This window comes from Flavobacterium sp. GNP008 (genome assembly GCF_056428965.1).
Genome location: NZ_JBWJVL010000003.1, coordinates 507,650 through 520,851, shown reverse-complemented (window position 1 = coordinate 520,851; position 13,202 = coordinate 507,650). Strand labels below are relative to the sequence as shown.

At 36.1% G+C, this 13,202-nt stretch carries 9 protein-coding genes; 6 read left to right on the top strand and 3 right to left on the bottom strand.

The window, feature by feature from the left end:
* Positions 1-22 precede the first annotated feature (22 nt).
* Complete coding sequence (gene purL, locus AC0608_RS11770; RefSeq protein WP_478289180.1) at positions 23-3,676, top strand: phosphoribosylformylglycinamidine synthase; 3,654 nt, start codon at positions 23-25, stop codon at positions 3,674-3,676.
* 182 nt (positions 3,677-3,858) lie between these two features.
* On the opposite strand, the gene AC0608_RS11765 is transcribed toward purL, so the two are convergent.
* The 3 genes from AC0608_RS11765 to AC0608_RS11755 are packed head-to-tail and all read right to left on the bottom strand — an operon-like array spanning position 3,859 to position 4,741.
* Positions 3,859-4,227: a type II toxin-antitoxin system PemK/MazF family toxin gene (locus AC0608_RS11765; RefSeq protein WP_478289179.1), complete on the bottom strand. Its 369-nt coding sequence runs from the start codon at positions 4,225-4,227 to the stop codon at positions 3,859-3,861.
* Positions 4,228-4,230: 3 nt separating this feature from the next.
* On the bottom strand, positions 4,231-4,491 hold the full coding sequence (locus AC0608_RS11760; RefSeq protein WP_478289178.1) for a hypothetical protein: 261 nt from the start codon (positions 4,489-4,491) through the stop codon (positions 4,231-4,233).
* Positions 4,472-4,741, bottom strand: a complete 270-nt coding sequence (locus tag AC0608_RS11755; RefSeq protein ID WP_478289177.1) for a hypothetical protein — start codon at positions 4,739-4,741, stop codon at positions 4,472-4,474. The genes AC0608_RS11760 and AC0608_RS11755 overlap by 20 nt, the downstream gene beginning before the upstream one ends.
* Before the next feature lie 710 nt (positions 4,742-5,451).
* On the opposite strand from AC0608_RS11755, the gene AC0608_RS11750 reads away from it, so the two are divergent.
* The 5 genes from AC0608_RS11750 to AC0608_RS11730 all read left to right on the top strand — a co-directional run bounded on the left by AC0608_RS11750 (position 5,452) and on the right by AC0608_RS11730 (position 12,979).
* Positions 5,452-7,227: an AMP-dependent synthetase/ligase gene (locus AC0608_RS11750; RefSeq protein WP_478289176.1), complete on the top strand. Its 1,776-nt coding sequence runs from the start codon at positions 5,452-5,454 to the stop codon at positions 7,225-7,227.
* Positions 7,228-7,232: 5 nt separating this feature from the next.
* Positions 7,233-8,285 carry a proline iminopeptidase-family hydrolase gene (locus AC0608_RS11745; protein WP_478289175.1) on the top strand — a complete coding sequence of 351 codons (1,053 nt, stop codon included), beginning with the start codon at positions 7,233-7,235 and terminating at the stop codon, positions 8,283-8,285.
* 534 nt (positions 8,286-8,819) lie between these two features.
* Complete coding sequence (locus AC0608_RS11740) at positions 8,820-9,311, top strand: MarR family winged helix-turn-helix transcriptional regulator (RefSeq protein ID WP_417961291.1); 492 nt, start codon at positions 8,820-8,822, stop codon at positions 9,309-9,311.
* On the top strand, positions 9,308-11,698 hold the full coding sequence (locus AC0608_RS11735) for a 3-hydroxyacyl-CoA dehydrogenase/enoyl-CoA hydratase family protein (RefSeq protein ID WP_478289174.1): 2,391 nt from the start codon (positions 9,308-9,310) through the stop codon (positions 11,696-11,698). Before AC0608_RS11740 ends, AC0608_RS11735 begins: the two co-directional genes overlap by 4 nt.
* A 99-nt stretch (positions 11,699-11,797) precedes the next feature.
* On the top strand, positions 11,798-12,979 hold the full coding sequence (locus AC0608_RS11730; RefSeq protein ID WP_417961295.1) for an acetyl-CoA C-acyltransferase: 1,182 nt from the start codon (positions 11,798-11,800) through the stop codon (positions 12,977-12,979).
* Positions 12,980-13,202: the final 223 nt, after the last annotated feature.

Sequence of the window (13,202 nt, the reverse complement as noted above, 5' to 3'; positions counted from 1 at the left end):
CAATACAACAAACTAAACTACAATGATCCATTTCTTTGAAAACCAAAGCAAAACTGTTTTTGCAGTACATACGCAAAACGAAATTTCGGCTCAAGACATTTCAAAACTCAACTGGCTTTTTGCCGATTCAAATAAAATAGAAAAATCCGTATTGACGGATTTTTTTGTTGGTCCTCGTGCCACTATGATTACGCCTTGGAGCACTAATGCTGTGGAAATTACCCAAAACATGGGAGTTTCCGGAATCATCAGAATCGAAGAATTTCACAAAGCAACCGCTGATTTTTCTGATTTTGACCCGATGCTTTCGCAAAAATACGCTGAGTTAAATCAAGATATTTTCACTATCAATGTACTTCCGGAAGCCATTTTGGATATCGATGATATTGCTGCTTACAACCAAAAAGAAGGATTGTCTTTGAGTCCGGACGAAGTAGCATATTTAGATAATCTAGCACTTAAATTAGGACGTAAACTAACAGATTCTGAAATTTTTGGTTTCTCACAAGCCAATTCAGAACACTGTCGTCATAAGATTTTCAACGGAAAATTTATAATTGATGGCGAAGAAAAAGAATCTTCTTTATTCAAATTAATCAAGAAAACGTCTCAGGAAAACCCTAACGATATTGTTTCGGCTTACAAAGACAATGTTGCTTTTGTAAAAGGGCCACGTGTACAACAATTTGCTCCAAAAAGTGCGGACAAACCTGATTTTTATGAAGTAAAAGAATTTGATTCGGTTATTTCATTAAAAGCAGAAACACATAATTTCCCAACAACGGTAGAGCCTTTCAATGGGGCTGCAACAGGTTCTGGCGGAGAAATTCGGGATCGTTTAGCAGGTGGACAAGGTTCGTTGCCAATGGCAGGAACGGCTGTTTACATGACTTCATACTCTCGTTTAGCCGAAAACAGACCATGGGAAAACGGTATGACCGAAAGAAAATGGTTGTATCAAACCCCAATGGATATTTTGATCAAAGCGTCCAACGGAGCTTCTGATTTTGGAAATAAATTTGGACAACCGTTAATTACAGGTTCTATCCTGACTTTCGAACACGAAGAAGACGCTCGTAAACTAGGTTTTGACAAAGTTATTATGCAAGCGGGTGGAATTGGTTACGGAAAATTAGATCAAGCGATTAAGAAAAAACCACAAACAGGCGATAAAATTGTTATCCTTGGTGGGGAAAATTATAGAATTGGAATGGGTGGTGCTGCAGTTTCTTCCGCAGATACCGGAGCTTTTAGTTCAGGAATTGAATTGAATGCCATCCAGCGTTCGAACCCAGAAATGCAAAAACGTGCTGCCAATGCCATTCGTGGTTTGGTAGAAAGTGATATTAATCCAATTGTCTCTATTCACGATCACGGAGCTGGAGGACATTTAAACTGTCTTTCGGAATTAGTGGAAGATACCGGTGGATTAATTGATTTAGATAAATTGCCTGTGGGAGATCCTACCCTTTCGGCAAAAGAAATCATTGGTAACGAATCCCAGGAAAGAATGGGATTGGTTATTGCGAAGGAAAACATCGATTTATTACAAAAAATTGCCGACCGAGAGCGTTCGCCAATGTATCAAGTGGGTGACGTAACGGGAGACCACCGTTTTACTTTCGAATCAAAATCAACAGGTGCTAAGCCAATGGATTTTGCGTTAGAAGACTTTTTTGGAAGTTCTCCAAAAGTGGTGATGACGGACAAAACGATCAAAAGAAATTATACTGATTTAACATACGACAAGAAAAACATCTCCACCTACTTAGAGCAAGTACTTCAACTAGAGGCGGTTGCGTGTAAGGACTGGTTAACCAATAAAGTAGACCGTTGTGTGGGTGGTAAAGTGGCCAAGCAACAATGTGCCGGACCCTTGCAATTGCCATTGAACAATTGTGGTGTAATGGCTTTGGATTATCAAGGAATAGAAGGAGTAGCGACTTCGATTGGTCACTCTCCTGTTGCAGCATTAATTGATCCTGTTGCGGGAAGTAGAACTGCCATTGCAGAAGCATTGTCTAACATTGTTTGGGCGCCAATAAAAGATGGTTTAGACGGACTTTCATTGTCTGCTAACTGGATGTGGGCGTGTAAAAACGAAGGAGAAGATGCGCGATTGTATGCAGCTGTACAAGGTTGTTCGGATTTTGCAATCGAATTGGGAATCAATATTCCAACCGGAAAAGATTCTCTTTCCATGAAACAAAAATATCCAAATGAAGAAGTAATTGCACCGGGAACGGTAATCATTTCAGCAGGTGGAAATTGTACCGACATTAGAAAAGTAGTGGAACCCGTTTTACAAAGAGACGGCGGTTCTATTTATTACATTAATTTATCGCAAGATGATTTCAAATTAGGCGGTTCTTCGTTTGCACAAACATTGAATACTATTGGAAAGGAAGTACCAACGATTAAAGACGCTGCTTTTTTCAAAAGAGCCTTCAATACCATTCAAGAATTAATTTTAGACAATAATATTCTTGCAGGACACGACATTGGAAGTGGTGGTTTGATTACTACTTTATTGGAAATGTGTTTTGCCGATGTAAATTTGGGAGCTAAAATAGATTTCTCTGTTTTCGAAGAAAAAGACATTATCAAATACCTTTTTGCTGAAAATATTGGAATTGTTTTCCAAGCAAAATCGGATGCTGAAGTCGAATCTAAATTAGACGCAAATACTGTTTCTTTCTACAAATTAGGAACAGCTACAAATGAAGCTACTTTAGATTTTGGTCCTTGTACATTAGACATTGCTAAATACCGAGATATTTGGTATAAAACTTCCTTTTTATTAGACCAAAAACAATCGAAAAACGGAACGGCTCAAGCGCGTTTTGATAATTACAAAAACCAAGCGTTACACTATACTTTTCCAACACATTTTACAGGAAAAAAACCAGTTATTGACAATTCTAAACCAAAACCTAAAGCAGCTATCATCCGTGAAAAAGGAAGTAACTCGGAGCGTGAAATGGCAAATGCGATGTACTTAGCCGGTTTCGATGTAAAAGACGTTCACATGACCGATTTGATTTCAGGTCGTGAAACATTGGAAGACATTCAGTTCATTGGAGCTGTTGGTGGATTCTCCAATTCAGATGTATTGGGTTCTGCCAAAGGTTGGGCCGGAGCATTTTTATATAATGAAAAAGCAAAAACCGCTTTAGACAATTTCTTCAAAAGAGAAGACACGTTGTCTGTTGGAATTTGTAATGGTTGCCAATTGTTTATGGAACTGGAAGTCATTAATCCAGAGCATGAAGTACACGGAAAAATGTTACACAACGAAAGTAACAAACACGAAAGTATTTTTACATCGGTAACGGTACAGGAAAATAATTCCGTGATGCTTTCTTCATTAGCAGGAAGTACACTTGGAGTTTGGGTTTCGCATGGAGAAGGGAAATTCAATTTGCCAATGGGTGAAGAAAATTATAACATCGTTTCTAAATATGCCTATGAAGGCTATCCTGCTAATCCAAACGGTTCTCATTTTGACGTTGCGATGCTTTGCGACAAAACAGGACGTCACTTGGTTATGATGCCACACATTGAGCGTTCTACGTTCCAATGGAACTGGGCACATTATCCAAAAGATAGAGACGATGAAGTTTCGCCTTGGCATGAAGCGTTTGTCAATGCCAGAAAATGGATGGATAAAAACTAATTTATTTTATAGATTTTATAAAAGCGTTCCTTTTCAGGAACGCTTTTTTTATGGGGTTAATTTAGAAGCCCTTTTGATGATTTGTAAAACAATAATTAAAGTGTATATTTGAAAGCAATACGCTACGCAGTAGCGCCTATATACAAGTTGTATGCAATAACAAAAACTAAGTCGGCTAAAAATTATTTATTAGTTTTAGTTTCTATTGAGATAGTGGAATAAACCTTGTCTAAAATTTCCTTAAATTTTGTTTCGTCCTTGAAAGAACTAATTTTTTTATATATAAGTGATTTTTCCAGTACTGCAATTTTTTTACAATGTGCATACATAGTTAAAAATGAATCTATAGATTTTGTTAAATGAGAATCAGAAAACTCAACTCTAAAATCCTCTTCTATAGACGTAGTCGTCATCATTAAAAGAGTAACATCAGCAGTCTTATTTACACTAGAATTTGAAATAATTATAGCTGGTCTTTTTTTTGAACTCACATTATCAGTAAACGGAAATGGAACTAAAACTATATCGCCTTGTGAGTAGAATATAGACATATTCTAAAATTTATTCCAAAAATCATCATCTTCTTCGTTCCATTCTTTAGCAAAAGAACTCATCGAGAAGTTTTTAGCTTGTTCGGTTAATTGAGCATCACATAAATCAATTTTATAAGATGGCTCTAAATTATTTATAACTACAACATCAATTATTTTTGACTCTGTAGCATTTCTAAAATAATTTGAAACACCAAAAGTATTCCCAAATATCTTTTTAAATGAAGATGTATCTACTGAAGTATCAAGAGTTAGTGTTGTCATTTGGGGATATATTAATTTGATTAAGAACTTCTTGAGAAATTTTATTTACTGCATCAGCAAGCCTTAAAAAATGGGGTAATGTTATTATAATATTGTGCGTAGTATTTGCAGTACTATTGTCATCATTTCGTAATGCAATTTTTAATTTTGCCGTTTCATTACTAATAGAAACTGCTATAATATCTGCAAAAACATTTTGCGTATTTGCATTGTCTACAAAAACTATACTGTTTTCTTCTTTTTTAATCATTTTTAATGATATAATTTTGTTGCAAAGGTACAATTTTAATTTAAACAAAAATCGAACCAAAAATTATCTCGAATTATGTAGCTTACATATGTAAAAATATAATATTAAAGATAATCTATTTTGTAAACATACGAAAACATCTTATATAAAAATATTAAATCAAAATAAAGTTACTGCATACAACAGCTACAACGGATTTGGGCAATTAACTTAATGGAAAGTTGGTTTTGTATTTGGGATGATTTGGCAAACCCCAGCCGCGCCGATATACCAAAATCGGTAGCGCAGTTTTGCAAACTGTGCTCACAATAGTGCGCAAATAATACTAAAACTATGAGCAATTATGGCTTTTGGTTGTTTTTAAAACAAAAAACGTCAGCTAAGAGTAAAGCTTTTATAACCGAAAAACAGATTAGAAAATAAATTAGAGTTGGTCTTATTAGATTTATTATAGTTGCTAATTGGAATGGGCACAGTTTGCAAAACTGCGTCCATTCCAATTATCGTAAAAACGAGCGATCTGGAATTTTATTAAAGCGTTCCTGAAAAGGAGCGCTTTTTTAATTAAAAATCAATCTTAAGATTTCGTTTCAAGAAAACGATTTCGTTGAGTATCAATAATCCTTTCAAAATTTTACGATATAATCTGTAATTTTTTAAAAATTTTGCTATTTTTTTTTTAATTTGCAAGCAAATTCAATATTTCCATAATGAAAAATATCACCCGTCTCTTTGATTTCCCTTATTATCAGCAAGAAAAATACAATTCCATTCCGGATGCTTTAGTAAGCAAACAAAACGGTGTTTGGGTAAAAACGTCTACCCAAGAATATATAGCAAAAGCAAATGCCATTTCAAGGGCACTATTAAAAATGGGTATTCAAAAAGATGATAAAATTGCCATTATCTCTGCTAATAATAGAACAGAATGGAATATTATGGATATTGGTGTGTTGCAAACTGGTGCACAAACGGTTCCTATTTATCCTACGATTTCTGAAGATGATTATGAATACATACTAAATCATTCTGGAGCCATGTATTGTTTTGTATCCGATGCCGAAGTACTTCGAAAAGTAAATTTGATTAAAGATAAAGTTCCTACACTCAAAGAAGTTTATTCATTTAATGAAATTGAAGGGTGCAAAAACTGGAATGAATTATTGCTTCTAGGCAATGACACAAGCAATCAAGATAATGTTGAAGAACGTAAAAACAACGTAAAAACAGAAGATTTAGCGACTATTATTTATACTTCTGGGACAACAGGAAGACCTAAAGGAGTTATGCTTTCCCATAAAAATATTGTCTCTAATGTTTTAGACAGTGCTTCGAGAATCCCTTTTAAAGCCGGAAAAACTAGGGCTTTGAGCTTCCTCCCTATTTGCCATATTTTTGAACGAATGATTTTGTACTTGTACCAATATTATGGCGTTTCTATCTATTTTGGAGAATCCATTGAAAAAATCAGTGACAACATCAAAGAAGTAAAACCTACTGTAATCACAGCGGTTCCAAGACTTTTAGAAAAAGTATACGATAAAATTTATGCTAAAGGAACAGAATTAACAGGTATCAAAAAGAAATTATTCTTTTGGGCCATTGATTTAGGACTAATTTATGAGCCGTATGGTAAAAATGGTTTTTGGTATGAGTTCCAACTCAAAATTGCTCGCAAACTGATTTTCAGCAAATGGAAAGAAGGTTTAGGCGGGAACCTGGACTTAATGGTTTCCGGAAGTGCCGCATTGCAACCGCGACTAGCCCGAGTTTTTGCTGCTGCAGAAATTCCCGTAATGGAAGGGTACGGTTTAACCGAAACCTCTCCAGTAATCTCTGTAAATGACATCCGAAATGGTGGTTTTAGAGTGGGAACTGTTGGAAAAGTGATTGATAATGTATCCGTTATTATTGCCGATGATGGTGAAATCCTTTGCAAAGGACCTAACGTCATGATGGGCTATTACAAAGATGAGAAATTAACAAATGAAGTAATTACAGACGGGTATTTCCATACTGGTGATATTGGAGTTTTTGACGAAGACGGATTCTTAAAAATTACAGATCGCAAAAAAGAAATGTTTAAAACCTCTGGAGGGAAATATATTGCCCCACAATTAATCGAAAACACCATGAAACAATCCCGTTTCATTGAACAAATCATGGTGATTGGTGACGGACAAAAAATGCCGGCAGCTTTTATTCAACCTAGTTTTGATTTCATTAAGGAATGGGCTGTTATTCATGGAATTAATATTGGAAAAAGCAATGAAGAAATTGTTTCAAACGAAAAAGTTATTGCAAGAATACAGGAAGAAATTGATGCTTTGAATGACAAATTTGGAAATTGGGAGAAAATAAAGCGTTTTGAGCTTACTCCGGATGTTTGGTCTATCGAAGGCGGACAACTTACTCCTACTCTCAAACTCAAAAGAAAAATTGTGATGGAGAAATATGCTGATTTATTCCATAAAATCTATAACTAGCCATTATGAAACTAAAAGTACTTATTTGTGCGGTTATCAGTGTGTTCTTTTTTTCTAATTGTATGGAAAGACCAAAGGAAAATTCCATAAAAGCAAATTATTTAGATTTTTCCAAACGGGACGACCAACTCACCGGCGGTATTAAAATGATTCCGATAAAAACAGCAAAAGGTACGTTCAAGGTTTGGACCAAACGCGTGGGCAACAATCCAAAAATAAAAGTGCTGCTCTTACACGGCGGACCCGGATTGACGCATGAATTATACGAATCTTTTGATGGGTATTTCCCTAACGAAAGCATTGAATACATTTATTACGACCAATTGGGTTCATATTACAGTGATCAGCCCAATGACAATAGTTTGTGGACCAACGAACGCTTTGTTGAAGAAGTGGAAAAAGTCCGCATCGCGTTAGGCTTAGACAGTTCCAATTTTTACCTGATGGGACAATCTTGGGGCGGAATTCTGGCAATGGAATATGCATTGAAATACCAAAAGAACCTAAAAGGTTTGATTATCTCTAATATGATGGCGAGTGCTAAGGAATATAACGCTTACGCAAAAGACGTTCTGGCACCTCAAATGGATCCTAAAATACTAAAGCAATTGCAGGATATCGAAAAAAACAATGATTTTGAAAATCCAAAATACAGCGAACTGCTGTTCAAACATTACTACACGGAACATATTTTAAGAATGCCACTGGAGAAATGGCCGGAATCGATCAACAGATGTTTTAAGCATATCAATCCAAATGTATATGTGTTTATGCAAGGTCACAGTGAATTTGGCATTACCGGAAACGCCACGCTTAAAAATTGGGATGTCAAAGCCAGACTAAAAACCATTACTGTTCCAACCTTAAGTATTGGTTCTAAATACGACACAATGGATCCCGAACATATGAAATGGATTGCGAACGAAGTTCAAAACGGACGCTTCTTATTTTGTCCTAACGGAAGCCACCTTTCACAATATGACGATCCCAAAACCTATTTTTCAGGCGTGATTAAGTTCTTGAAAGATGTAGATAATGGGGAGTTTAAGAAAGGATAAAGAAATATTTAGTATACAAAAACCACGAATAGCCATTCGTGGTTTTTTGGTTTTAATAGGGTACGATAAAATACAAAGCAATAATTGGGATAGTTAAACTTATCATTGTAATATGTAAAACTTTTAAAGAAAATTGTTGTTTCAAGATGAATACAATTTATAGTATAATTCATTTAACAACATTTTAGAATTTAACAAATTTCATTTTTAGATTCTCTATAATATTTCTTTATATAAAACTTACAATTACATCCTTATAGGAATAAAACTAGAATTCTCAATCTTTTTTTAATACGATTCACGTAGCCTATGGAGATGGCATTCTATTATCAAGCCATGGCGAAATAAAAGATACAATGCACAATACGACCCGTAGGGATTCATCCAAAAAATTTAATTACTCTTAAAAAATGGTGTAATTACCTCTATTTGAGAAGTGTTTTTTTATATTTAATTCATTTTAACAAAAAAATAATTTAATATATTATGCATGCATAGTATTTTTTATTATATTTGAAAACGATAGAGTTACTTATGAAAGATAAAACGATAGATTATATTTTACGTGCCACATGGCAAGCAGTGGCCAGAATGTATAATGAAGAGGCGTCAAAATACGATGCGAGTATGGCTACAGGATTCGCTTTGTTGAGTATTGATAAGGAAGGTGGAACGCCATCTACCTCTTTGGGACCAAAAATGGGAATGGAAGCGACTAGCCTGACCAGAACCTTAAAGTCGATGGAAGAAAAAGGATTAATTATCCGAAAGAAAAACCCCGAAGACGGCCGTGGCGTATTGATTTACCTGACAGATTTTGGTAAAGAAAAAAGAGAATTGTCTAAAAACACAGTGTTGAAATTCAATGAAACCGTAAAACAAACTATTTCAGAAGAAAAACTTCAACACTTTATAGAAGTGGCCGAAACCATCAACGAATTAATTCAAGATAAAAATATATTTAATCACACGAACGTCAGCGAAATGGCGGAGCACACTGAAAAAACAAATACAAACGAAGTATGAAACGCACAATTAAAAAAGTTGCAGTAATAGGATCCGGAATTATGGGGTCAGGAATTGCCTGCCATTTTGCTAACATTGGAGTTGAAGTCTTACTGTTGGACATTATTCCAAGAGAACTTACTGAAGCAGAGGCTAAAAAAGGACTGACTCTTGAAAGCAAAATAGTAAGAAACCGATTGGTGAACGAGCATTTGGCCAATTCTTTAAAATCAAAGCCATCCCCTATTTACAATCAGAAATTTGCCAGCCGAATTACTACTGGAAATACCACTAATGACATGGCAAAAATTGCTACTGTTGACTGGATCATTGAAGTTGTAGTGGAACGTTTGGACATTAAAAAACTAGTTTTCGAACAAATCGAAAAGTTTAGAAAACCTGGAACTTTGATCACTTCAAACACGTCTGGGATTCCAATTCACTTTATGAGTGAAGGAAGAAGCGAAGATTTTCAAAAACACTTCTGCGGAACACACTTTTTTAACCCTGCGCGTTACTTAAAATTATTTGAAATCATTCCTGGCCCACAAACTTCAACAGAAGTTTTAGATTTCCTAACTGATTATGGTTCAAAATTCTTAGGGAAAACTTCGGTAGTTGCCAAAGACACTCCGGCATTTATTGGGAACCGAATCGGGATTTACGGGATTCAGAGTTTGTTTCATTTGGTAAAAGAAATGGGACTTACGATTGAAGAAGTAGATAAGTTGACTGGCCCGGTTATTGGCCGCCCAAAATCAGCTACTTTCAGAACCGTAGACGTTGTTGGATTGGATACTTTGGTACATGTTGCGAACGGAATCTATGAAAATTGCCCAAACGACGAACAACACGAGTTGTTCAAGCTTCCTGATTTTGTCAATAAAATGATGGATAATAAATGGTTGGGAAGCAAAACCGGACAAGGTTTTTATAAAAAAGTAGACAAAGACATATTGTCTTTGGATTTAGATACTTTAGAATACCGAGTTGCAAAAAAAGCTTCTTTTGCCACTTTAGAACTGACAAAAACAATTGATAAACCTATCGACCGTTTTAAAGTTTTGGTAAAAGGAAAAGACAAAGCAGGCGAATTCTACCGAAAAAGCTTTGCTGGAATGTTTGCCTATGTATCGAACCGAATTCCTGAAATCTCAGACGAATTGTATAAGATTGACGATGCGATGAAAGCGGGTTTTGGATGGGAAAATGGTCCTTTCGAAATTTGGGATGCCATAGGTGTTGAAAAGGGTATCGAAATCATGAAAGCCGAAGGTCTAGCGCCAGCTGCCTGGGTAACAGATATGTTGGCTTCCGGAAGTACAAGTTTTTATAGTATTAAAGAGGGTGCTACTTTTTTCTACAATATACCGACTAAATCACAAACTAAAGTTCCGGGTCAGGACGCGTTTATTATCCTAAACAACATCCGCGAAAGCAAAAAAGTATGGAGCAACAGCGGAGCAATTATACAAGATTTAGGAGACGGAATCTTGAATTTAGAATTCCAATCTAAAATGAATACAATTGGTGGCGATGTATTGGCAGCCATCAATAAAGCGATTGATTTATCTGAAAAGGAATATCAAGGATTAGTTATTGGAAATCAAGCAGCGAATTTCTCTGTGGGTGCCAATATCGGGATGATTTTCATGATGGCCGTCGAGCAAGAATACGATGAGTTGAATATGGCCATCAAAATGTTCCAAGACACAATGATGCGCGTGCGTTACTCCGGAATTCCAGTAGTCGTTGCGCCACACGGAATGACTTTTGGTGGTGGTTGCGAAATGAGTCTACACGCTGACAAAGTGGTAGCTGCTGCGGAGACCTATATGGGATTAGTAGAATTTGGTGTTGGAGTAATTCCTGGAGGTGGCGGATCGAAAGAAATGGCATTGCGTGCCTCGGATTTGTTCCATAAAAATGACGTAGAATTGAATGTTTTACAAGAATATTTCTTGACTATCGCTATGGCAAAAGTGTCTACTTCGGGATACGAAGCTTTTGACACCGGACTTTTACAACATGGAAAAGATAGTATTGTGGTAAACAAAGACCGTCAGATTGCAGAAGCGAAAAAACACGCTTTACTAATGGCAGAAGCCGGTTACACACAACCCATACGCAGAACGGATGTGAAGGTTTTAGGAAAACAAGCTTTAGGAATGTTTCTTGTAGGAACGGACCAAATGGAAGCTGGAAAATACATCTCGGAACACGATAAAAAAATTGCTAACAAACTAGCGTATGTTATGGCGGGTGGTGATTTATCAGAACCAACATTAGTAACCGAACAATATTTATTGGATATCGAGCGGGAAGCTTTCTTATCCCTTTGTACCGAAAGAAAAACGTTGGAACGAATTCAGTTTATGTTAACCAAAGGGAAACCGTTGAGAAATTAGAAAATAGAATAAAGAACCAAGAAGCAAGATTCCAAAACTGAGTTTTTTCTTTTCTCTTGCCTCTAGCCTCTTTCTTTTAAATCTTAAAAAATAAAAAATATGAAAACAGCCTATATAGTTAAAGCATACAGAACTGCCGTGGGAAAAGCCCCAAAAGGGGTGTTTAGATTTAAACGTCCTGATGAATTGGCAGCCGAAACGATTCAGTTTATGATGAATGAGCTGCCTGATTTCGACAAAAAACGTATTGACGACGTGATGGTAGGAAATGCCATGCCGGAAGCAGAACAAGGACTAAACGTGGGACGATTGATTTCCTTAATGGGATTGAAAATTGAAGATGTTCCAGGTGTAACCGTAAACAGGTATTGCGCATCTGGATTAGAAACGATTGGTATGGCTACAGCCAAAATTCAATCGGGAATGGCAGATTGTATCATTGCTGGTGGTGCCGAAAGCATGAGTTTTATTCCAATGGGAGGGTATAAACCAACTCCGGATTATGCTGTTGCAAAAGCGGGGAATGAAGATTACTATTGGGGAATGGGACTTACTGCAGAAGCAGTTGCCAAACAATTTAATGTCTCTCGTGCCGACCAAGATGAGTTTGCTTACAACTCTCACAGGAAAGCGCTGAAAGCGCAAGCTGAAGGCAGATTTGACAAACAAATTGTCCCTATAACGGTGGAACAGACGTTCATCAATGAGAATGGTAAAAAAGAAACCAAATCGTATGTCGTAAATAAAGATGAAGGTCCTAGAGCCGGAACTTCTGTAGAAGCGTTAGCAGGTTTAAGACCAGTTTTTGAAGCGAACGGAAGCGTTACTGCAGGAAACTCTTCTCAAATGAGTGATGGAGCGGCCTTTGTTTTAATCATGAGCGAAGAAATGGTAAAAGAACTAAACCTTACTCCTATCGCACGTTTAGTCAACTTCGCATCAGCTGGAGTTGAACCAAGAATCATGGGAATTGGACCGGTAAAAGCGATTCCAAAAGCGTTGAAACAAGCGGGTTTAACATTGAATGATATTGATTTAATCGAATTGAATGAAGCTTTCGCCTCACAAGCATTAGCTGTTACTAGAGAATTAAACTTAAATCCTGATATTATCAATGTCAATGGTGGAGCAATTGCATTAGGCCATCCATTGGGTTGTACCGGAGCAAAACTGTCTGTACAATTATTCGACGAAATGAAACACCGAGGTAGTAAATACGGAATTGTAAGTATGTGTGTGGGAACCGGTCAAGGAAGCGCTGGAATATATGAGTTGCTTTAATTTATTTTAAAGGAGAAATTCTAAATTTTAAAGGAGTGATGAAAGAAAATACAATTGCTACATAACCATTTTATTTTGCATTGTAAATTGTAAATTTTTTTACTCCGCTAAAAAAAAAATGAATTCATTATTGCTAAATAAATACTACGATTATCAACAAAAATTGCGGCTAATTTTGAAGAAGCAATAACAGCCCAATCAAAAAAATATTTCATATTAAAAA